21 protein-coding genes and 1 tRNA gene are annotated in these 22096 nt (G+C 66.0%); 11 read left to right on the forward strand and 11 right to left on the reverse strand.

Translation table 11 applies throughout. The features are described from left to right. Window positions 1–116: 116 nt before the first annotated feature. From fliR to ON00_RS09785, 5 genes are read left to right on the forward strand one after another with little or no spacing between them, the layout of a single operon-like run. Complete coding sequence (gene fliR, locus ON00_RS09765) at window positions 117–899, forward strand: flagellar biosynthetic protein FliR (protein WP_010405398.1); 783 nt, start codon at window positions 117–119, stop codon at window positions 897–899. Then, window positions 899–2026, forward strand: a complete 1128-nt coding sequence (locus ON00_RS09770) for an EscU/YscU/HrcU family type III secretion system export apparatus switch protein (RefSeq protein ID WP_010405400.1) — start codon at window positions 899–901, stop codon at window positions 2024–2026. Before fliR ends, ON00_RS09770 begins: the two co-directional genes overlap by 1 nt. 55 nt (window positions 2027–2081) lie before the next feature. After that, on the forward strand, window positions 2082–3548 hold the full coding sequence (fliD, locus tag ON00_RS09775; protein WP_010405401.1) for a flagellar filament capping protein FliD: 1467 nt from the start codon (window positions 2082–2084) through the stop codon (window positions 3546–3548). Beyond that, window positions 3545–3949, forward strand: coding sequence for a flagellar export chaperone FliS (locus tag ON00_RS09780; RefSeq protein ID WP_010405402.1), 405 nt, complete (start codon window positions 3545–3547; stop codon window positions 3947–3949). Before fliD ends, ON00_RS09780 begins: the two co-directional genes overlap by 4 nt. After that, window positions 3946–4503: a response regulator gene (locus tag ON00_RS09785; RefSeq protein ID WP_010405403.1), complete on the forward strand. Its 558-nt coding sequence runs from the start codon at window positions 3946–3948 to the stop codon at window positions 4501–4503. The genes ON00_RS09780 and ON00_RS09785 overlap by 4 nt, the downstream gene beginning before the upstream one ends. On the opposite strand, the gene ON00_RS09790 is transcribed toward ON00_RS09785, so the two are convergent. The 5 genes from ON00_RS09790 to argH are packed head-to-tail and all read right to left on the reverse strand — an operon-like array spanning window position 4478 to window position 9101. Then, a complete protein-coding gene (locus ON00_RS09790; RefSeq protein WP_010405405.1) occupies window positions 4478–5428 on the reverse strand; it encodes a zinc transporter ZntB in 951 nt (316 codons plus the stop codon). The genes ON00_RS09785 and ON00_RS09790 overlap by 26 nt on opposite strands. Next, window positions 5425–6204 (reverse strand): precorrin-2 dehydrogenase/sirohydrochlorin ferrochelatase family protein, encoded by a 780-nt coding sequence (locus ON00_RS09795; protein WP_010405406.1) that lies wholly within the window; start codon window positions 6202–6204, stop codon window positions 5425–5427. The genes ON00_RS09790 and ON00_RS09795 overlap by 4 nt, the downstream gene beginning before the upstream one ends. Next, window positions 6197–7465 (reverse strand): diaminopimelate decarboxylase, encoded by a 1269-nt coding sequence (gene lysA / locus ON00_RS09800; protein ID WP_010405407.1) that lies wholly within the window; start codon window positions 7463–7465, stop codon window positions 6197–6199. The genes ON00_RS09795 and lysA overlap by 8 nt, the downstream gene beginning before the upstream one ends. A 14-nt stretch (window positions 7466–7479) precedes the next feature. Further along, on the reverse strand, window positions 7480–7734 hold the full coding sequence (locus tag ON00_RS09805) for a hypothetical protein (protein ID WP_010405409.1): 255 nt from the start codon (window positions 7732–7734) through the stop codon (window positions 7480–7482). Then, entirely contained in the window at window positions 7731–9101 is a 1371-nt protein-coding gene (gene argH, locus ON00_RS09810; RefSeq protein ID WP_010405411.1) for an argininosuccinate lyase, read from the reverse strand. The genes ON00_RS09805 and argH overlap by 4 nt, the downstream gene beginning before the upstream one ends. Window positions 9102–9120: 19 nt before the next feature. On the opposite strand from argH, the gene ON00_RS09815 reads away from it, so the two are divergent. Next, on the forward strand, window positions 9121–9684 hold the full coding sequence (locus ON00_RS09815; protein ID WP_029622615.1) for a TlpA family protein disulfide reductase: 564 nt from the start codon (window positions 9121–9123) through the stop codon (window positions 9682–9684). 10 nt (window positions 9685–9694) lie between these two features. On the opposite strand, the gene ON00_RS09820 is transcribed toward ON00_RS09815, so the two are convergent. From ON00_RS09820 to ON00_RS09835, 4 genes are all read right to left on the reverse strand, one after another. After that, on the reverse strand, window positions 9695–10069 hold the full coding sequence (locus ON00_RS09820) for a YdbL family probable chaperone protein (RefSeq protein WP_010405415.1): 375 nt from the start codon (window positions 10067–10069) through the stop codon (window positions 9695–9697). After that, window positions 10069–10302, reverse strand: a complete 234-nt coding sequence (locus tag ON00_RS09825) for a YnbE family lipoprotein (RefSeq protein WP_010405417.1) — start codon at window positions 10300–10302, stop codon at window positions 10069–10071. Before ON00_RS09825 ends, ON00_RS09820 begins: the two co-directional genes overlap by 1 nt. Beyond that, window positions 10299–13460 carry an intermembrane phospholipid transport protein YdbH family protein gene (locus tag ON00_RS09830; protein WP_029622617.1) on the reverse strand — a complete coding sequence of 1054 codons (3162 nt, stop codon included), beginning with the start codon at window positions 13458–13460 and terminating at the stop codon, window positions 10299–10301. Before ON00_RS09830 ends, ON00_RS09825 begins: the two co-directional genes overlap by 4 nt. 98 nt (window positions 13461–13558) lie before the next feature. Beyond that, window positions 13559–13632 (reverse strand) — tRNA-Gln (locus ON00_RS09835). A 169-nt stretch (window positions 13633–13801) separates the two neighbouring features. Between ON00_RS09835 and ON00_RS09840 the strand changes: the two genes are divergently transcribed. After that, window positions 13802–14860, forward strand: a complete 1059-nt coding sequence (locus ON00_RS09840) for a Ppx/GppA phosphatase family protein (protein ID WP_010405421.1) — start codon at window positions 13802–13804, stop codon at window positions 14858–14860. After that, entirely contained in the window at window positions 14857–15549 is a 693-nt protein-coding gene (locus ON00_RS09845) for an RlmE family RNA methyltransferase (protein ID WP_010405423.1), read from the forward strand. The genes ON00_RS09840 and ON00_RS09845 overlap by 4 nt, the downstream gene beginning before the upstream one ends. Window positions 15550–15653: 104 nt before the next feature. On the opposite strand, the gene rpoZ is transcribed toward ON00_RS09845, so the two are convergent. Beyond that, entirely contained in the window at window positions 15654–15998 is a 345-nt protein-coding gene (gene rpoZ, locus ON00_RS09850; RefSeq protein WP_010405426.1) for a DNA-directed RNA polymerase subunit omega, read from the reverse strand. Between the two features lie 116 nt (window positions 15999–16114). Between rpoZ and ON00_RS09855 the strand changes: the two genes are divergently transcribed. Together ON00_RS09855 and ON00_RS09860 are read left to right on the forward strand one after the other, a co-directional pair. Next, window positions 16115–17287: a phospholipase D-like domain-containing protein gene (locus tag ON00_RS09855; RefSeq protein ID WP_010405429.1), complete on the forward strand. Its 1173-nt coding sequence runs from the start codon at window positions 16115–16117 to the stop codon at window positions 17285–17287. Continuing rightward, a complete protein-coding gene (locus ON00_RS09860; RefSeq protein ID WP_010405432.1) occupies window positions 17284–18606 on the forward strand; it encodes an MFS transporter in 1323 nt (440 codons plus the stop codon). Before ON00_RS09855 ends, ON00_RS09860 begins: the two co-directional genes overlap by 4 nt. Here the strand turns inward: ON00_RS09860 and ON00_RS09865 are convergent. Beyond that, window positions 18568–20856, reverse strand: coding sequence for a CDC48 family AAA ATPase (locus tag ON00_RS09865; RefSeq protein WP_010405435.1), 2289 nt, complete (start codon window positions 20854–20856; stop codon window positions 18568–18570). The two genes, ON00_RS09860 and ON00_RS09865, sit on opposite strands and share 39 nt — an antisense overlap. Window positions 20857–21225: 369 nt before the next feature. Between ON00_RS09865 and ON00_RS09870 the strand changes: the two genes are divergently transcribed. Next, window positions 21226–22096, forward strand: an 871-nt coding sequence (locus ON00_RS09870) for a LysR substrate-binding domain-containing protein (RefSeq protein ID WP_010405436.1), incomplete at its 3' end; no start/stop codon positions are given.

The following is a 22096-nucleotide window of genomic DNA, read 5'->3' on the forward strand; positions in this document are numbered from 1 at the left end:
GCCCTTTCCTCCCCCCTCCCGCTTGCGGGCGGGGCTGGGGGAGGGGAGTTCCGTTATTGCGCGCAATGCTCGCGCCACGCCCCTCCCCTAACCCCTCCCGCAAGCGGGAGGGGAAGATGAACGGCCCGCTCGGCTTCGGCCTGTCGATCGAGCCGCAACTCTGGGCGCTGATCTTCGTGATGGTGCGCGTTGGCGCGGCGTTCATCGCGGCTCCCGTGTTCAGCGCGGTCTCGATCCCGGTCACGGTGCGCGTCACGCTGTCGGGTGCGATCGGCGTGCTGGTGCTCTCGGTGCATCCGGTGGTGCCGCCTGCACAGATCTTCGCGCTCACCACCTTTCTGGCGGTCGCGGCCGAAGCGCTGGTCGGCTTTGCGATGGGCTTCATCCTGCAAATCGCCTTCGCCGCGCCGATGATTGCGAGCGAAGTGATCGGCACCTCGATGGGAATCGGCTTTGCGTCCGCCATCGACCCGCAAAATGGTCGCTCGACCCCGGCGCTGGGCCAGTTCTTCTCGATGATGCTGACCTTGCTGTTCCTCAGCGTCAACGGCCACCTGATCCTGGTCGAGATGATCGTGAAAAGCTATGATGCGCTGCCGCCGGGGGCGGCCTGGCTCAAACCCGCACAACTTGAAAATATCGCCTTTTTCGGTGGCTATACCTTCCTCGCGGGATTGTTGCTGGCGCTGCCGGTCGGCTTCCTGCTGCTGTGCCTCAACCTCGTCGTCGGCATGATCTCGCGCTCGGCACCGTCGCTCAACCTGTTCGCGGTCGGCTTGCCCGCCAGTCTCGCGGTCGGCGTCGTCGCGCTGGCGCTCGGCTTCCCAGCGATGGGGGATTATCTGCTCGTCATCATCAACGAAGGCCTCGCCGCCACCCAAAGCCTGGTGCTCGGCTGATGGCAGACGAATATGGTGAAAAGACAGAAGCCCCAACCGCCAAGCGCAAACGCGATGCGGCGGAACAGGGCGACATCCTCAAATCACGCGAGTTTGCAACCGCGCTGGTGATGCTCGCCGGGTGCGCCTGGCTGGCGATGATGGGGCCGTCGCTGGTCGGCGCCTGCAAGGAGATCATGACGTCGAGCTTTTCGTTCGACCAGCGCGATATCGAGGATTTCTCTCCCTTCCGCCCGCTCCTGCAAAGCGGTTGGAAGCTGGCACCGGCGATCGGCTCGCTCCTGGTGGTCACGCTGGCGGCGGCGATCCTTGGCCAGGCCGGGCTTGGCCACCTTGGTTTCAATGGCAAATTGCTCGCACCCAAGGCATCGCGGATCAACCCCGCCTCGGGCCTGCAGCGCATCTTCGGACCGCAAGGGTGGATCGAGCTCGGCAAGTCGCTGCTTAAGGTGGCGCTGCTCGGCAGCATCGGCTGGTACATGCTGCAACAGGCGTCGCAGATGACGATCGGCCTCGCCTCGACCAATATCGGCACGGCCGTCGCCGCGCTCGGCGGCACCTTCATGGGGATTTTGTTCGCAATGGCGGGCGGACTCGTGATCATCGCGGGCATCGACGTGCCGCTGCAATTGATCCAGCTGCTGCGCAAATTGCGCATGTCCAAACAGGCGATCCGCGACGAGCATAAGGAAACCGAAGGCTCACCCGAGGCAAAGGGCGCGATGCGCCAGCGCCAGCGCGAAATGGCCAAGCGCAACATGCGTGCGGCGGTGAGCGAAGCGCATGTCATCCTGACCAACCCGACTCACTTTGCAGTCGCCCTGCGCTACAATCGCGAATCCGACCAGGTGCCCGTCGTCGTTGCCAAAGGGCGCGGCGTGGTGGCGCTCGCGATCCGCGAATTGGGGGCGGAGGCGCGGGTGCCCGTGCTCGAATATCCCTCGCTGGCACGCGCCGTCTATTACACCAGCCGCGAGGGCCAGGAGGTGCGCGACGACCTCTATGTCGCGCTGGCGACGATCCTTGCCTTCGTGTTCGGGCTCAACGCCGCAGCGGGCGGCACGCCGCCGCCGGTGCTGGTGCCGCCGAGCGCGCGCTTCGACAAAAATGGCGTGAAGGAATCCTAAACATGACCGCCCTCCCGTCGTTCTTACACATGAGTTTTGGAGCAGGACCACAGCCATGGTGACCACCACCGCAACCCAGTCGATCCTCACCTCGCTCGGGGCCGGGTCGGGCGTCGACACGGCGTCATTGGTCGCCTCGCTGGTGCAAGCGCAGTTCGCCGCAAAAAACGCCTCGCTGACCAAGCAGGAAGATGCGCTCACCGCGCAAATCTCCTCGGTCGCCAAAGTGCAAAGCGGCATCACCAGCTTTGCCTCCGGGCTCAAGACGCTGGTTCAGGGCGGCACGCTGGTGACGCAGCCGACCAGTTCGAACACGAGCGTGCTCACCGCGACCGCGCTTCCGGGTGCGAAATTGTCCGGTCTGGCCGCGTCGGTCGAGGTGACCCAACTCGCCACCGCGCAGGTGGCGACCAGCGCATCGTCCTTCTCCGGCCGCGATGCCACCGTCGGCACCGGCAATCTGACGCTCACCTTCGGCACCGCAACCGTCGACAGCGGCGCGTTGACGGGTTTTACCGCCGGTGCCGCCCAACCGGTGACCATCGCCATCGACAGTGCGCACCAGACGCTTTCGGGGATCGCATCGGCGATCAACGCCGCGTCGGCCGGGGTGACCGCGAGCATCGTCACCGATGCGAATGGCACGGCGCGCCTGACGCTGAAGGGGGCGACCGGCACCAATCAGGCGTTCACCCTCTCCAGCGACACTCCCGCCCTGTCCGCGCTCAACGTCGGTGTGGGCCAGAGCGCGACCACGATCGGCAGCGCGGCCGGCAACGCCCAGCTCAAACTGGACGGCGTTAGCGTCGAGCGCTCGAGCAACAGCGTGTCCGACCTGATTGAGGGGGTGAAGCTCGAACTCACCGGCACGGCGGTCGGCAAGCCGGTCACCTTGGGCAATACCAAGCCGACCGCGGCGCTGTCGCAAGCGGTGACGGATTTCGTCGATACCTACAATCAGCTGCAAGCGGTGCTCAAAACCGAGACCGATTCCACCACCGGTGCGCTGCGCAACGACAATAATGCCACCAGCCTGGCGCGCGCGCTGCGGGCGCTGCCGCTGACCACGCTGGCGACGGGCGCGGCCGCGGGCGACCCGATCAATCTTGCTTCGATCGGGGTGTCGACCAATCGCGACGGCACGCTCAGCGTCGATTCAACCAAGCTGAACGCAGCTCTGTCCAAAACTCCCGACGCAGTGGAAGCCTTGTTCGCCAACGGCACGGGGGCAACAGGCGGCGGCATCGCCGCCGCGCTGGATGCGATCTCGACCGCGGCGGTCGACCAGAAAGTGACCATCAACGGCAATGTCGAACATATCGGCCTGGTCGGCAGCACGGCGCTTTATACCGCTGCCAAGACCAAGGTGACCGACGCCGAAGCCAAGGTCACCACCGACACCGCCGCCTATCAGGAGCGCTTGACCAAGCAATATGCGGCGTCCGATGCCTTGGTGGCCAAATACAAGGCATCGCAGACCACGCTGACCAACCAGATCGCGCAGTGGAATAAAACCGGGTGAGCACCGCCTACGCAACCGCGTTCGGGCGCAACCCGGAAACGACCTATCGGCAGATCGAACTCGCCGGGCAGACCGCCGAGGCCGATGGCCCGGCGTTGGTCCAGCTGCTGTATGATGAGGCGATCCGTGCGCTGCGCGGAGCGGCATGGGCGGCCGAAAATGGCAATTATGCGATGAAGAGCGACAAGGTCACCCGCGCCACCGCGATCCTGTTCGCACTGGAGGCGGGGCTGGATTTTGACGCCGGCGGCACCGTCGCCCCGGCTCTCGCCAACCTGTATGCCGGGGCGCGGCAGACCGTCGTCAATGCCAGCATCGGCAGCAATCCGGGTCCGTTCCGGGACGTCGCGGCGACACTCGACGAAATCGGCCAGGCCTGGCGTACGGTGCGCGCGGCGTGACCGGCACGATCCTGGCGATTGACGACAGCCGCACCAGCCTCAGCGTGCTCGGCCAGCGGCTTGGTCAGCTCGACTATTTGACGGTGCTCAGCGACAACGGTTCAGAAGGGCTCGACCTGATTACCGCGCGCGGGTTCGATCTTGTTCTGCTCGACATGGTGATGCCCGGCATGTCGGGCCTTCAGGTGCTGCACGAAATCCGCAGTAATCCTGATACAGCGGACTTGCCGGTGATCATGATGACCAGCCACCGCGATCCCGCTGCCGCGATTGACGGGCTGGCGGCGGGTGCGGACGACCATGTCGCAAAGCCGCTCGATTTTGATGTCCTCGCGGCGCGCATTGCCCGCGTGCTGGCCCGCGCACGGCGGATTACCGACCTCAAGCGCGCCAATGCCGCGCTGGATGCCCGCGTCGCGACACGCGCGATCGAACTGGGCGAGACCAAGGCCACGCTCGCCGCCACCCAGGCCGATCGCACGCGCCTGACCGCCTCGATCAAGACGCTAACCGACAAGATCCAATGGCTCAGCCGAACCAGCGTTTCGCGCTGAAATAGCCGATGATGCCGATGGTGATCGCGATGCAAATCCCGCCAATGGCATCGAACGCCCACGGCTCCTTGGCATAAGGCAACCCTTCGACATTCATGCCGTAGAGCCCGGTCAGGAAGGTCAAAGGCAGGAAGATCAGCGCGACGATCGAGATCAGCAGCGCGCGCGAATCGATCTGTTCGGCACGCAGATCGGTCAGCGATTCATGCATCAGTGCCGAGCGCTCGCGGATCGCTTCCAGTTCTTCGGCCATGCGCGCCGCGCGGTCGGCCGCAGAACTGAGATGCAGCCGGTCATCATCATGCAGCCAGTCGCAGGGAAGCGCCGCGAGTTTCTCCAGCGCGGCGCGCTGCGGCTGCAGGAAGCGCCGATAGCCGATCGCGGCGACGCGCACCTTGGTCACCCCGCGGCGCAGTTCGAACACCTTGTCGGCGTCGAGATCGGCTTCGCAATCATCGAGCCGGTCGCCGAGATCGGCAACTTCGGGATCGAGCTCTTCGGTAATCGCCACCGCGAATTCCGCGATCAGATCGCCGGGATCGCGGATATGGCCGCCCTCGATCAGCTTCACCACATCGTCGATCGCGGTCACCGCCCGCCGGGTGACCGAAATCACCCGCCCCGCCACCGCCCAAATCCGCAGCGACGCGAGCGGATCGGAGGTGGTCATCGCTTCGTTCGAGCGCCCGCGCAAATTGAGAAACGCGCCATCGCCCACCGCATCGCAGCGCGGGCGCGATTCGGACGTGGTCAGCGCATCGACGATATAATCGGGGGCCTTGGCGGTGTCGGTCAGCCACGCCTGCGCATCTTCATTGTTCGAGGTGAGATGCACCCAGACGAGGTCGCCGGTCGTAGCGATGGCCTGGCCAATGTCGATCCGCGCCGCCTTGCCGTCGGCAACGCAATAAGCAAAACCGCTCATAGTTTCTCCAGCCAAACCGAAAGCCCCGGCTCGCGCGTAACGGGCGGACCTGCGCAGAGGATCCGCACCGCATCCGCACGCGCGCGGTCCAGAACGGCAGACGGAGCGGATGCCGCCGCATAAATCCGGTCAGCCAAGGCGAGCGCGCGCGCCTGGGCAAGCGTGAGATCGTCGGGATCGTCCGAGACCAGACGGATATGGACCAGTTGGTCGCGCTGCGCGGTCGGCGACTGCAGCCATGGCTCGACCGCGTCTGGCCCCGCCGCCAAGGGATCCAGCGCTCCCCCTTGCGCAAAGGCCGCGCCCAGCGCGCGCCGCCGCGCCTCCAGCGACGGGAAAGCGAGCCGGATCGCGGCCCGCCAGCGGAACAGCGCGGTCGCCAGGGGGCCGAGCGTTTGCGGCAGCAGCGTCTCGAGCCGTTGCCGCACCGCCGCCGCCAGTCCGGCCGAGGCCCCGCCGGTGCCAATCGCGACGATCACGGGGTTGCGATCGATGATCGCGGGCAGCGTGAAGTCGCAATCATCGGGCCGATCGACCGCGTTGACCAGCACGCCGCGCGCCTTCAGCCGCGCGATCACCGCTTGCGCCTGTGCAGGCTCCTCCACCGCGACGATAGCCAGCGCTGCGGTTGCCGCTTCGCCAACGATTTCGGCCCCGGCCCGCTCCAGCAGGCGGCGCTTGGCGTCGGCGGCTTCGCCCGTTCCCACAAGAATCACCGGCCGCCCGGCCAGCCGCACAAACAGCGGCAGACTGTGCAGACGAGCGTCGTCAGTCACCCGGCGTGAGCCATTCCGGAATGCGTTCGGCGGCGAGGATCGTCTCGGGCAAGATACGGTCGGCCACCACCGCGAACCGATCGCCATCGACCAGCACTTCGGGCACCAATGCGCGGCTGTTATAGGTTGACGCCATCGTCGCGCCATAGGCCCCTGCGGTGCGGAAGATGGCGAGGTCGCCGCTCTTCACGGCATCGATGTCACGGCCCATCGCGAAGGTGTCGCCGCTTTCGCATACGGGCCCGGCAATGTTCGCGATCATGCGGTCGCCGGTCGGATGGACCGCCCTGAAATCATGCCAGGCGTCGTACATCGCCGGGCGCGCGAGATCGTTCATCGCGGCGTCGACGATGACATAGGGATTGATCGCGCCGGGCTTGACCCAGATCACCTTGGTCAGCAGCACACCGGCATTGCCCGCGATCACGCGACCGGGTTCGAACATCAGCCGCACGCCCCAATCCTTGGTCGCGCGGGCGACCATCGCGCCATATTCGGCGGGGCTCGGCAAGACATCCCCTTCGCGATACGGCACGCCCAGCCCACCGCCAAGATCGACGCGTTCGATCGGGAAGCCGAGCCCGCGCAAGTGCGCGACCAATTCCCCAACGCGCCGATACGCCGCCTCCAGCGGGGCGAGATCGCTCAACTGGCTACCGATGTGGATCGCGACGCCGCGCAGCGCGAGGCCGGGCAGGCCCGCCAATCGCCCGAAAATCGCCGGAGCCTGGTCGATCGGCACGCCGAACTTGTTTTCGCGCTTGCCGGTCGAAATCTTGGCGTGGGTGCCGGCATCGACATCCGGGTTCACGCGCAGCGTCGCATTGGCGACCAACCCGCGCGCCGCCGCCAGCCCGGCCAGCACGACGCCTTCTTCTTCCAGCTCGAGGTTGAACTGGCCGAGCCCTGCCTCCAGTGCGGTGGTCAATTCGGCGACGGTCTTGCCGACGCCCGAAAACACCACGTCGCTGGCCGGGATCCCCGCCGCCAGCGCGCGCGCCAGTTCGCCGCCCGACACGACATCGGCACCATAGCCCGCATCCGCCATCACGCGCAGCACCGCGAGATTGGGATTGGCCTTGATCGCATAAGCGAGGTGGATATCCCCCGCTCCAGCCAGCCCTTCGCGGAACACGCGCGCGTGGCGCTTCAGCGTCGCGGTCGAATAGACATAGACCGGCGTGCCGACTGCCTCGGCGATCACCGACAACGGCACGCCTTCGCAGTGCATCGCCCCATCGACGAGCGAAAAATGATCCATAATTTCAGCCTAAATCAATTGGGGGGCGGCAAATCGAAATCGTCGCCGCGCCGCTGCTGCGAGTTCTTGAGCACTTCGTCGCTGCGCTCGGGGCGGGCCTGGTTGCTCGGTTTTATCAAATCGGCAGGCGTCGGCGTGGCGGTCGCCCCATAAGGCGCGACCGGCAATGGCTGGCCCTTGGGCGGTTTCAAGGTGGTCGCCGAACCGCAACCCGCAAGCAGCGCGATCGACCCGAGGACCATCAAACCCGGCACCCGCATGAGTGTCATGACCGTTTCCCTTCGCGTGCCGCCGCAATCGCCGCCCGCACGCGCGACGGCGCGGTGCCGCCAAAGCTCGTGCGGCTGGCGACCGACGCATCGACCGACAACACGCCATAGACGCGATCGTCGATCCGCGCATCGATCGCTTGCAAATCGCCGAGCGGCAGCGCGTCGAGCTTTACCCCCAGCGCTTCCGCGCGCGCCACTGCCTGGCCGGTGATGTGATGCGCCTCGCGGAACGGCACGCCCGCTTCGCGCACCAGCCAGTCGGCCAGATCGGTGGCGGTGGCGAAACCGGCCTCGGCAAGCCCGCGCATCCGGTCGGTGCGGAAGGTCGCGCTTTCGACCATGCCCGTCATCGCCGCGATCGACAGGCCGAGCAGATCATGCGCCTCGAACACCGGGGGCTTATCGTCCTGCATGTCCTTGGAATAGGCGAGTGGCAGGCCCTTCATCGTTACCATCAGCGCGGTCATGCAGCCGAGGATGCGCCCGGCATGGCCGCGCACCAGCTCGGCGGCATCGGGGTTGCGCTTCTGCGGCATGATCGAGCTGCCGGTCGACCATTGATCCGACAGAGCGACGAAGCCGAACGGCTGCGACGCCCACAGCACGAATTCCTCGGCGAGGCGCGACAGATGCAGCGAACATTGCGTCGCCGAAGTCAGATAATCGATCGCGAAATCGCGGTCGGACACGCCATCGAGCGAATTGCGCGTCGGCCCGTCAAAGCCGAGCGCCGCCGCCGTCATCTCGCGGTCGATCGGGAAGCCGGTTCCGGCAAGCGCCGCCGATCCCAGCGGCGACAGGTTCATCCGCGCGCGCGCATCGGCAAAGCGGCTGCGATCGCGCGCGATCATTTCATAATAGGCCATCAGATGGTGGCCGAGCGTCACCGGCTGCGCGCTCTGAAGATGCGTGAAGCCTGGCATCACGCTGTCGGCATGCTGCTCAGCCCGCGCGAGCAAGGCGTCCTGAAACGCCCCCAACGCCGCATCGACCTCGTCGATCGCGTCGCGCACCCACAGTTTGAAATCGGTCGCGACCTGGTCGTTGCGCGAGCGCGCGGTGTGCAGCCGCCCGGCAACCGGGCCGATCGCCTCGGCCAGGCGCGACTCGCTTTGCATATGGATGTCTTCGAGCACCATGTCCTCGGCCACGCCATGCTCGGCATACTGCGCGGCAACGGTGTCGAGGCCCGCCGAGATCGTGGCGGCGTCCTCGGCCGAAACGATGCCGGTCGCGCCCAGCATCGCGACATGCGCCTTGGACCCGGCGATGTCCTGCCGCCACAAACGCTTGTCGAATGGGATCGAGGCATTTATCGCCCGCATCACTGCGGTCGGCCCCTCGGCAAAACGACCGCCCCACATCGCATTGGATGCGCCCGATATGTCTTTACGCTCGGTGATGGTCCCGGTCCTGCTGCTCGGAGTGCTTGGGGGGTGCGATAAGCAAGTCTCGTCCAACGGGCAAGACGCGCTCGCGCCCACCGCCAATTCCAGCCAGGCGGCGGCCGAACCCGCTGCCGCTCAAGCGATCGACCGCAGCCACAAGGGCGAAGCCGCCCCCACCGTCACCTTCGAAGGCCCCGATGGCAAGCCGATGACGCTCGCGGCGTTCAAGGGCAAGCCAGTGCTGGTCAATCTGTGGGCGACCTGGTGCGGCCCGTGCGTCAAGGAAATGCCGACGCTCGATGCCGCTGCGGCAACGATCACCGTCGCCACGATCAGCCAGGACAAGGACCGCGCGACCGTCGCCGGCTTCTTCGCCAAGCACAGCTTCGCGCGGCTCAAGCCCTATCTCGACAAGGATGTCGGCTTCAGCATCGCCTATAATGCCAGCTTGCCGATGAGCATCCTGTTCGATTCAACCGGTCACGAAATATGGCGCAGCACCGGCGGCATGGACTGGACGAGCGCCACCGCCAAGGCCGCGCTCGCCGAAGCCAAATAACCCGCGTCGCTTAGATACAACGAGAATCGCGTTCCGGCGGTGCGGCGGTGCGCGTTTTCCAAACGCCGTCTGGCCCCTTATATTTCTCGCCTGGCGCAGTCTTCAGGATCAAATTGCACCCGCTGGTAAAGGCGAACTGCTCGACCGTCGCACCTGACGCCGCGCTTTGCTGGGTATACGCCGCCTTGCGCTGGATGTTGATGTTGTTGACCAGCGCGCGCACCGCCGGGCTCGCACTGCCGACCACGCCGAGATAGCCATCGGGCTGCTCGCCCACTTCGCCCGCCGCGCGCGCCGCCTGATAGGCCGGGTCGCGCTGCGCCAGCGCCGCGGTCGCACCACCGACCAGCAGCAGCATCGCGATCGATATCTTGAGCCTGTTCATCAGAAAATCCCCGGTTGCGACTGAATCAAATTCTTGGCCTGGCCATCAAGACGATAGACCACTTCCTGCGTGACGCTGATGTTGAGGTTGATGACGATCGGTTTGTCGGGCGCGGTCACGTTGACGCATGCCGTCTGGGCAAGACACACCGCACACAGGCCGAGGATCGTCAGTCTCTTCATCACGCCGTTGCTCGGCCGGTCCTTCATCTTCGTCAATGCTGTTTCGGTCATGGCACGGTCCTGCTGTCGGAGGGCTGAATGGGGGTGGCGGGCACAGGCGGGGGCGGGGTCGCGCGCTTATTCTGTTCTTCCAGCAAGGTTGGCAGATTGCGTTGGATCAGCCGCTTTGGATCATAGTAATTCTGCACCGAATCCGCGAGCTGGCGGAACGGTGCGGAAATCCTGAGGTTGAACACGATCGGCAGCTTCTGCAGCCGGTCGAACAGGAAATTGCGCTTGGCCCCCGCGCCTTGCGCGATCCCGGCAAAGCGCACTTGCGTGATCACCTCGCCCGCCAGCGGGCCGTTCATGACGATGTCGAGATTGCGATAGCGCAGCGATTTCAGCGACTGGAACGCGAAATTGCCCCAAAAGCCCAGGTCCTTCTGCGTCACTTCGCCGACATAGGCGATCGTACCGCCGCCCGGGCGCACCACCAGATTGCCGTTTTCAATCCGCCCGCCGCGCGCATCGAACACCATCGGCAGTGCGCCATCGAAAATACCGGTGGCATTCAGGTTCTTGAAATCGAATTGCTGCAGGAACTGGTCCCCCTGCACCCCGGCCACGCGGAAGGTCAAATGGCGCTCCTGCGCCTCGTCAAAGTCGAGCAGGGTCGGTTCGAGCGACAGCCGACCCCCGGCAAAGGGCCATATCCCCTGCTCGATCCGCACACGTGCGCCAGGCAGCAATTGGTAGCGCACCGTACCGTCATTGACCGCAATGCCCGGATTGAGGCTCTTGATCGTCGCGATCTGACCGGGCGCGCTCTCCAGATTGAGCAGATCGGTGAAGCGCACTTCCCCGGCGATCCCGCTCGCGGGGCCAAAGGCGGCGGCCAGATCGATGCCCGGGGTGCGGAACACGCCATCGCTGGTGACGGCTTGCGGGGTCCAGCGAATGTGTCCCTCGCCGCTGACCGCGCCGACGACATTGGCGATCACGCCATAGGTCAGCTTGGTGAGCTGATCGGGCTGGAATTGCGCGCCAAAGCTGATCCCGGGCACGGCGAGATCGGCATGGCCAAGCCCCGTGCCCAGATCATGCGCGATCACGACAGTGGCCACCTTCACACCCTGTGTCGGCTCGACCAGCGTGCCGGTGGCGGCGATGCGGTTGTCGGCCAGCGTCAACGCGACCCCGCGCGCCGCCAGCGGCTGAAAGCGTGGTGCAGCGGCACTGTCGGCGACGGAAAGCGCCCCTTCGAGCGACAGCGTGTTGCGCGCAAAGCGCCACTGGCCGTCGGCACCCGACAAAAGCAACGGGACAGTGCCGATCTGCCCCCCCGCGCCGGTAAAGCTGCCCTGCGGGCCGTTCGCCGCGAACGCGCCCGAAAGCGTCGCGATATCGAGCCGCGTAATCCGCTCGGCCGTCCCGACCCGCACGCCCAGCCCGGCAAGCGTGAAGCGGCGATCGGCCAAGCTCCACTGCGCCTGGTGTGAGACCAGTTCCAACGGGGATGCGCCGAGCGTCCCCGCCAGCCGAATCGGCCCAATCGAGCCGCCGCCGCGCAGCATGCCGCGCTCCAGCCGCACCAGGCCGCCATCGCGCGGGCACAGCGTGACCGACGAGCGCCGCAGGTCCATGCCCGACACGCGCAGCCGCTCGAACCCCAATGGTGCGCAGCGGGCGTTGACGGTCAAGCGCGATACGCCATCCCATACCGCCGCGATCGGCAGGCGCAGCGACTCGACCCGTCCATCGCCAAGCGGACCGGATAGATCGATTTTGGCCGTCACCTGGGTCATACCGTCGCGGCGCGCGGTGAAGGCGACGGGCATTTGCGCAAGACGCGTTGTCCCAACGCCATAGGCTTCGACAACCGCTTGCCCGATCAGCGGCGCGCCGACGGACGCCTGCGTAACCTGGGCCCGCACCGTCGGCAGTCCCCCACCCGCCACTTCGGCGATGCCGCCCACCCGCCAGCCGCCACCCGGCCAGCTATACGCGATTCCGCTTCCGCCCCCGGCGCTGAGCCTTGCCCCCGACGCGGCGGCGAGCGCCAGCCGCGATACGGTAACACGCCCGCGCGCACCGTTGAGGATGGCGGACAGGTGCGCGTCCGCCGTCACCGCCTGCCCTGCGGCCCGCGTCGCCTTTGCCACCTGCGCGACCAACGGCGCGATCGGCGTACCGGCACCGGCGGTTCGCCACGAATCCAGCGAAGACAGCATGGTCTGCGGCAGCCGCGCCTCGACCGCGCGCGCGCCGCCATCAAACGCGAAACCTCCCTTGGTATAGCGATAACGCCCGGCGAGTGCCGCCTGCCTTCCGGCAACACCGCCCGTGGAGAAAGCGCCGGAATGCAGATCGACCGTGCCCGACATGTCCTTGGCCGACCCCACAAACGCCACGGGACCCATGATCGTACGCGCCTGCGCGCCCGGCACAGCCAGCGCAGCGATGCCAAGCTGTGCTTTCCCTTTCCAGCGGTCGAGCTGGCGATTGAACACCAAGGCGAGATCGGCCGTTGCCCCGGTCGCGCCGAAAGCTGCACAGCCTACCCGCGTGGCACGCACCGGCCCGCTCATGCTCGGGCGGCTGGCCAGAACGTGCACGACAACGTCGGCGGAGACGTCATCCAGGCGACAACCGTCCACCGCAAGCCGTCCGGCCACCGCGCGCACCGTGCCGGAAAAGCCATCGTCGAGCGCGCCCGTACCCTCCACTCTCAGCGCAACCGCGCCATAAGGCGTCGCGAGGGCGATGCGCGCATCGGCAATATCGGCGCGAATCGCGGGCAGCGCGAACTGCGCGCCCGAAGGTGCAGGCAGCAAGCGGTCGAGTGCGCCAAACGAGACCTTGCCATCCGCCAACCGCGCCCGCAGCGCGACATGACCGACGCGGATCGCGGTGACGCCAGCGCCGGAGAACCACAAACTGGTATCGACCTCCACCCAGTCGGCACGCAGATCGGGATTGGCCGGATCCCCGATGACGACATTGGTTAGACGCTGCGTGCGCAGGCCGATCTTCTCGATCTGGTAGCGCGCCGGAACCGCGCGTGCGCGAAGCGCATCGTCGATGAAATGTTGGGCCAGCGGTTTGCGGGTCAACCATATGCCCAGCAGGACGGCCGCCAACACCAAGCCGAGCGCGCCCAGGACATAGGGCCACCGCACCCGCCGTGTGAGGCGCTTCCCGGTTCCTGCCGCCACGGCCTCGCTCACTCGACCTCCCGTACCCACCTCGCCTGGGCGTAACACCCCAACAACCCAGGGCACGCAAGATCGTTGCGCGCGGATCGACTGGAAAAAAGGGAGATGGCTGGATGCCCCGTGAGGATTCGAACCTCAATAGGCGGTATCAGAAACCGCAGTCTTACCATTAGACGACGGGGCAACGCCGGCGTCGCGCTCTACGGGCGAGCAACGCGCATGTCAACCGACGGCAGAGCGACGGTGCGGTCGCTTGCCGGTCGACAGACCATCCGCTAGGATCGCCGCCAAGCACCGAACGGCGCGCGACCCGCGCGCCGCGACGGCAGAACAGAATAAGCGAGTCACACGGCATGGGGGATCGATCGCCCGATATGCCGTACCGGCAGGTGAAGCCTGCCCGTTCGGCGCCGACCAACGGCAAACCAAGAGGCGGCACCGCACTCGCCGCGCGCGGGCGGGATCCACGCCATTTTGCCGCGCTGGACCTTGGCACCAACAATTGCCGCCTGCTGATTGCGCGGCCACAAGGCGATGGCTTTGCCGTGATCGACGCGTTTTCGCGGATCGTGCGGCTTGGCGAGGGCCTGGCAAGTTCAGGCCGCTTGAGCGATGCCGCGATCGAACGGACCATCGCTGCCTTGAAAATCTGCGCGGAGAAATTGAAGCGCCGCAACGTCACCTTGTCGCGCGCAGTCGCAACCGAGGCGTGCCGCCGCGCCAGCAACGGGGCCGACTTCATCGCGCGCGCTTATGCCGAAACCGGCATTTTGCTCGACGTTATCACCGCCGAGGAAGAGGCACGGCTGGCGGTGCTCGGGTGCCATGCGCTGATCGAGCCGGGCGAAGACCCCGCCCTCGTCTTCGATATTGGCGGCGGGTCGACCGAATTGGTCCTCGTCGACACGCGCGGGCCCGACCCCAAGGTGCTCGACTGGCACAGCGCGCCATGGGGCGTGGTGTCGCTGACCGAGAGCGCGGGCCATGGCGACGGGCCCGACGGCCGCGCGGCCGCTTATGCGCGGATGCGGACATTGGTGACCGACAGCATGGCCCCCTTCGCGGCGCGCTTGCCGCGCAATATTGCGGTGCCCCGGCTCCTTGGCACCTCCGGGACCGTCACCACGCTGGCGAGCGTGCATCTCGGCCTGTCGCATTATGACCGCGCGCAAGTGGACGGATTGATCGTGCCGGCCAGCGCCATGCGGCGAATCAGCGCCGACCTTGCGGCGATGGACTTGCGCCAGCGCGCGCAATTGCCGTGTATCGGGACCGAACGCGCCGATCTGGTCGTCGCAGGTTGCGCGATCCTAGAGACCATTCTCGACTTGTGGCCGGCCGAGCGGCTCGGCATCGCCGATCGCGGGATTCGCGAAGGCATCCTCCGACGTTTGATGGGAAATGGCGCATGAGCCGGGATGGCGGCGGCCTCAGGGTCCGCGTAAAGACAGCGCGCAAGCGCACGGCGCAATCGACGCGCTGGCTCGAACGGCAATTGAACGACCCCTATGTGAAGCGCGCCAAGGCCGACGGCTTTCGCAGCCGCGCGGCCTATAAATTGAGCGAACTCGACGAGCGTTTCGCCTTTTTGAAGGGCAAGCGCCGCGTCGTCGATCTCGGCATTGCGCCGGGTGGCTGGTCGCAAGTGGTGCGGCGACTGGTGCCCAAGGCGGCGATCGTGGGGATCGATTTGCTCCCCGTCGATCCGATCGAGGGCGTCACGATCTTCCAGCTCGATTTCATGGCCGACGTCGCGCCCGAACGACTAATGGCGGCGCTCGACGGTGCGCCCGATCTGGTGCTGTCGGATATGGCGGCCAATACCGTCGGCCATCCGCAGACCGACGCCTTGCGCACGATGGGGCTGGTCGAGGCGGCGCTCGCCTTCGCGATCGATGTGCTGGAGCCGGGCGGCGCGTTCGTCGGCAAGGTGTTTGCAGGCGGTGCCGACACCGCTTTGGTCGCGGAAATGAAGCGCAATTTCGCAAGCGTGAAACACGCCAAACCCGCCGCCAGCCGCAAGGCGTCGAGCGAATGGTATGTGGTGGCGCAAGGCTTCAAGGGCCGCGCCAAGGTCGCAGCGGAACCGGGCGAGGCGTAAATCCGGCGTGCGAAGCGGCGGTAAGCGCGAGGGGAACCCCGCGCCACCGCCGTCCTGCATTTGGCTGATCCGCGTCTAACGCAAGGCGTCAGCCGCGGGAAGGCTCAGCCTTCGTAGTCTGCGCCGAGATTCTGGTTGCGCGGGGGCGCTGCTGCGGTGAGGCGCAGCGCTTCGGCCGACGCCGAAAGCGAACCGACCGCATCGGCAACGTCGTCATCGTCCATCTGGACGCGCTGCAGGCCGGAGATGACCGATTCCTGCAGATGCGCCGGGTGGACCAGCTCATCAGCGATTTCGCGCAAAGCGACGACGGGGTTCTTGTCGCGATCGCGATCGAGCAGCAATTCAGCGCCGCCCGAAATCTGCCGCGCGCGCTGGGCGGCGAACAGGACGAGATCGAAGCGGTTGGGAATCTTGTCGACACAATCTTCGACAGTGACGCGCGCCATGAACGGCTTCCTTGCTTGTACGACGATAGTCGGAAAGGCGGCGATCTAGGCCGGAAGTCCGTCAGAGTCAAGGAAAGCGGGTTGCATCCCACCAACGGCCCCGCCACAGCAGGGCAATGGAGAGCCCGCCCGAACAGCCGACCTTCACGGTCGATGGCAACCGCCTGACCATGCTCGACACCGGCCCAAGGCGACTCGACACGCTGATCGCGCTGATTGACGGTGCCAAGGCCACGCTGCGCATTATCTATTACATCTATGTCGATGACGCCGCCGGAGCGAAGGTGCGCGGCGCGATGATCCGGGCTGCCGCGCGCGGGGTGAAGGTGTCGCTGGTGGTCGACGGCCTGGGCAGCGAAGTGGCCGAGAGCCATCATTTCTTCGAGCCGCTGCGCGCCGCCGATGTCGACGTCTGCCGCTTCGTGCCGCGTTGGGGGCGGCGGTATCTGTTGCGCAACCACCAGAAATTGGCGCTGGCCGATGGCGAAACCGTCGATGCGCGCGCGATCATCGGCGGGTTCAATGTCGAGGACAGCTATTTCGGCACGCCCGCCGAGCAAGCCTGGCGCGATCTGGGGTTGCTGGTCGAAGGGCCTGCCGCACAGCGCATCACCGGCTATTTCGACGCGCTGGCGCGCTGGGCCAAGCGGCCCAAGCCCCCGCTGCGCGCGCTGCGGCGTGCGTTGAAGGCGTGGAGCGAGCCCGACGGCCAAGTGCGCTGGCTGTTCGGTGGCCCGACGCGACGGCTTTCCCCTTGGGCGCGCGCGGTGAAGAACGATCTGGAGCGCGCCTGCCATGTCGATCTGATCTCGGCCTATTTCGCACCAAGCCCAGGGATGCTGCGACGGCTCGACGCGGCGGGGCTGCGCGGCCAAATGCGGATCGTGCTTGCGTCGAAGAACGACCATGGCGCGGCGATCTGGGCCTCGCGCTTCACCTATGCCGGGCTGCTGCGCAAGCGCGTGCAAATCTACGAATATCAGCCGACCAAGCTGCACACCAAGCTCTTCCTGATCGACGACGTGGTCTATATCGGCTCGGCCAATTACGACATTCGCAGTCTGTTCCTGAACCTGGAAATGATGCTGCGGATCGATGACCCCGCCTTTGCCGCGCATGTCCGCGCGTATGTCGATGGCGAGGTGGGCCAGTCCGAGCGGATCACCCTCGAACACTATCGCGCCACCACCGGCTGGTGGACGCGCACCAAGCAGGCCGCCGCCTTTTTCGTGATGACCGTGCTCGACTATAACGTGACCAAGCGCCTCAATTTCGGGCGCGAACGGTGAAGCGGCAAGCGCGGCTCGATCGCGATTTCGCGTTGCTGTTCACCGTCATGCTGACGATCGCGGCCGGCAACACCGCGCTGCAATCGGTGCTGCCCGCGCTCGGCCGGTCGCTGCACGTGCCCGACAGCGCGGTCGCGGCAGCGTTTTCGGTGTCGGCGTTATTGTGGGTGCTCGCGGCCCCGTTCTGGGCAAAGCGGTCAGACCGGCATGGGCGGCGCGCGATGATCCTGCTCGGCGTGGGCGGCTTTGTCGTCTCGCTGAGCGTGTGCGGCGTGTTTCTCACCGCCGGGATCAATGGCTGGATCGGGGGGACCACGGCGTTCCTCTGCTTCATCGTCGGGCGGCTGATCTACGGCACCTTCGGTGCAGCGGCCCCGCCTGCAGTCCAGGCGTTGGTCGCAGGCAGCACCACGCGCGCGCAACGCACCAAGGCGCTGACGCTGCTAGGGTCCGCCTTCGGACTGGGCACGATTTTAGGGCCCGCCATCGCCCCCTATCTGATCCTGGGGTCGGTCGGCGGGGTAGAGATCGGTTTGGCGGGTCCGGCCTTCCTGTTCGCGCTGTTCGGGCTTTGCGTGTGGGTCGCGGTGCGCCAGATGCTGCCCAACGATGTGATACCGCAACCGGGGACGCGTGGCGCGGCCAATGCCTATCCCTCGATCGGCGGGCAAAGTTCGGGCGCGAGCATCACGGCGGCGACCGAACCGCATAGCGAACAAGTGGGCTATACCGACTCACGCATTCGCGGTTGGATGATCGCCGGGCTGATCATGGGGCACGGCCAGACGATGACCGGCCAGGCGATCGGCTTTCTCGTCATCGACCGCCTGCATCTGGCTCCGGCGCTCGCGCTGCAACCGACTGGGATCGTGCTGATGATGGGTGCAGGGGCGGCGTTGCTCGTGCAATGGGGGATCATCCCCAATCTCGATCTGCGGCCGCGCGCGATGATGCTGGCGGGGCTATTGATCGCGGCGCTGGGTTGCGCGCTGACCGGGCTGGCCACGTCGCTTTACAGCATCGCCTGTGCCTATGCGCTGGCCAGCGTCGGCTTCGGCTTTACACGCCCGGCCTTCACCGCAGGCGCGTCGCTCGCAGTCGGGCACAATGCGCAAGGCGCGGTCGCGGGAAAGGTCACCTCGATCAACGGCGCGGCGTTCGTGCTGGGGCCATCGATCGGGGTGGGGCTCTACGAAGCATGGCACCCGCTGCCCTATCTGACAGCGGGTGCCGCGATGCTGCTCTTGTTCCTCTATGCCCGTTTCACCTTGCGCGAGCCGTCAGCGATCTCCCTCGCGGGGGCGCAATTGCCCCGGTGAGACGAAACCGATCGGCTGCAACGACGCCGCATCCTGCTTCAGCCGCGTGCTCATCGATTCATATTCGCGTTCGAGCTCGGGGGTGACCGAGGCGCGCGATTCGCCCAGCGCGATCTCGAAATGCGCCATCGTCACTTGCGTGACGGCGAGCGATTCGCGCAAAGCGGTGAGCCCCGCGCGCCGCACCAGATCCTCGAGATCGGCCCCGGTGAAGCGATCGGTCCGCCGCGCGAGCTCGTCGAGATTGACATCCTCGGCGATCGGCATCTTGGCGGTCTGGATCGCCAGGATGCGCGCACGCCCGTCGAGACTGGGCACGCCGACATAGATCAGCTCGTCGAACCGCCCCGGTCGAAGCAAGGCCGGGTCGATCAGATTGGGCCGGTTGGTTGCACCGATCACCACGACCGACTGCAATTCTTCCAGCCCGTCCATCTCGGCGAGGATGGTGTTGACGACCCGTTCGGTCACTTGCGGCTCGCCCAGCCCACCGCCGCGCGCAGGCACGAGCGAATCGAGCTCATCGATGAAGATCACGCACGGTGCCACTTGCCGCGCGCGCGCAAACAGCTTGGCGATTTGCTGTTCGCTCTCGCCATACCATTTGCTGAGCAGATCGGACGAGCGCGTGGCGATGAAGTTGGCCTGCGCCTCGCGCGCGACCGCCTTGGCCAGCAAGGTCTTGCCGGTGCCGGGCGGGCCGTAGAGCAGGAAACCCTTGGCCGGACGAATGCCCAGTCGCCGGAACGCATCCGGGTCCTTTAGCGGCAGCTCGACGCCTTCCTTCAAGCGCATCTGCGCCGAATCGAGACCGCCGACATCGTCCCAGCGGACGCGCGGTGCCTCGACCATCACTTCGCGCATCGCCGAGGGCTGCACGCGCTTCAACGCATCGACGAAATCCTCGCGGGTCACGGCCAGCGTGTCGAGAATCTCGGGCGGGATCGTGCCCTCCGACAGGTTGAGCCGCGGCATCAGCTTGCGCACCGCTTCGATCGCCGCCTCGCGCGCGAGCGCGGCAAGGTCGGCCCCGACAAAGCCATAGGTGGTGCGTGCCAGCTCATCGAGGTCGACGCGGTCGCCCAGCGGCATACCACGCGTGTGGATGCCGAGAATCTCGCGACGGCCGCGTTCATCCGGCACGCCGACGACGATTTCCCGGTCGAACCGACCCGGACGCCGAAGCGCCTCATCGATCGCTTCGGGGCGATTGGTCGCCGCGATCACGACGACATTGGCGCGCGCCTCCAGCCCGTCCATCAACGTCAGCAATTGCGCGACCAGCCGCTTCTCGGCCTCGCCCGAGACTTGCCCGCGCTTGGGCGCGATCGAATCGATCTCATCGATGAACACGATCGAGGGCGCAGCCTTGGCCGCTTCCTCGAACACCTGGCGCAATTTGCCTTCGGATTCGCCATACGCCGAGCCCATGATCTCGGGCCCGTTGATCAGGAAGAATTCGGCGGCGGATTCGTTGGCGACGGCGCGCGCAAGCCGCGTCTTGCCGGTGCCGGGCGGCCCGTGCAGCAACACTCCCTTGGGCGGATCGACGCCCAGACGCTGGAACAATTCGGGGTAGCGCAGCGGCAATTCGACCATTTCGCGCAACTGGTCGATCGTCGGACCCATGCCGCCAATATCGTCATAGGTGACGTCGGCGCGGCGCGCTTCCTTCGGCTCTTCATATTCGGGCCGAAGTTCAATTTCAGTATGTTCGTCCACATGCACCACGCCCTTGGGCACCGTGGAAATGACCGCGAGGCGGATTTCCTGGAGCGCATAGGCCGGCGCGCGCAGCATGTTCTGGACGCCGGGGGGCATGTTGTCGACGCGCTGCTGGCCCGCTGTCGCGACGACGTCGCCCTGCGTCAGCGGGCGGCCCAGAAAGGTGCGCTTCAACGCGTTGGACGAGCCCTGCAGCCGCAGATTCTGCTGCGCGGGCGCAAACACCACGCGCGTCGCTGCCTTCGATTCCGCGCGGCGGATTTCGACGAAATCGCCAGAGCCGACCCCGGCATTGGCGCGCTGCAGCCCGTCGATACGGATGATCTCCAGCCCTTCATCCTCGGCATAAGGCGCGACCGCGCGCGCGGGCGTGGAGGATTTGCCGACGATCTCGATCACATCGCCCTCGCCAAGGCCGAGCGCCGCGAGCAGCGCGCGGGGCACATGCGCAAGCCCGCGCCCACTATCCTCGGGACGGGCGTTAGCGACCTGCAATTTCCGAATCGGCGTCTCGACGTCCGCCATAGTGTCTGTTCCTCGCTTGAACCCGTCGCTGCACGAGGCAGGCGGCCGGGTGTTGAGCGCGCGAGATAGGAACGTGGTTCCACAAATGCGAGAGCACGGGCGAAGTCGCCTTGGAAGGCGTTGATAAAACAAAAAAAGGGCCGACCCTGAGAAGGATCGGCCTTGAAAGTTTTAGGAGAGGATGCCTGAAAGGCACCCCCTATGTGCCGCGCCGCGTTCCATGTTGCAAGTGCGAAAGAACCGATTGCGATTGCGCTTTCTGCAATCGGTGCTTTTCTTTTGCACCCGAGAAATGTTAGCTTTCGAGCTAACGGTATTTTGGTGCGCTGCACAAGATAGCGCAACCATAAGGGAAGAGGCCATTCCACCATGCGGAGATTGCCGCCATTGACCGCAATCGAGGCGTTCGTGCAGGTCGCACGGACGGGGTCGATCAAGGCTGCATCGCAGGAACTCGCTTTGTCGCCGCCTGCGCTCAGTCGTCGCATTCAGGCGCTGGAGCGCTTCATCGGACGCCCGCTGTTCGAACGGCGGCATCAGGCGGTCGTGCTCAATGCCGATGGCGACCGCTTGTTGCAGCAAATTGCCCCGGCGCTCGACCAATTGTCCGACGCGGTCGAGATCATGACCAGCAACACCGACGTGCTGCGGCTGCGCCTTGGCATCCTGCCGCTCTACGCCTCGCAACGGCTGTTCCCGCGCTTGCCCGAACTGCGCGCCAAACACCCCGAATTGCACCTGGATGTCGACACTGCGCAACACGGCCTGGCGCGGCTGGGCGAAGGGCTGGACGCGGTGATTGCGCTCGCGCGCGAGATCGACCCATCGCTGTACGCGCGGCGGCTGGATCGCAATCAGGTTTATGTGATCGGGGCGCGGCACTTGCGCGAAGGCGCGGACCCGATCGTGCGACCGGAACAACTCGCGGGCCTGACCGCCCTGGTCCATCGCGATATGCCCGATACGTTCAGCGCCTGGCGCGCGGCGGCGGGGCTGACCGACCTGGAGCCGCTGGCGATCGACCATTTCGATTCGGGGGCCTTGATGCTGGAGGCGGCGGCGCAGGGGCTTGGCATCGCCTTCATGCACGCCAGCCATTTCGAGGATGCGCATGACGACCGGCTGGTGCGGCTGTTCGATATTCCGGTGGAAAGCCCGTACAGCTATTGGTTCGCCTGCCGTCCGCGCGCGCTGACGCAGCGCCCGGTGAAGCTGTTTCACGACTGGCTGATCGACACCA

It is taken from the genome of Sphingomonas echinoides ATCC 14820 (assembly GCF_000241465.1).
GTDB lineage: Bacteria > Pseudomonadota > Alphaproteobacteria > Sphingomonadales > Sphingomonadaceae > Sphingomonas > Sphingomonas echinoides.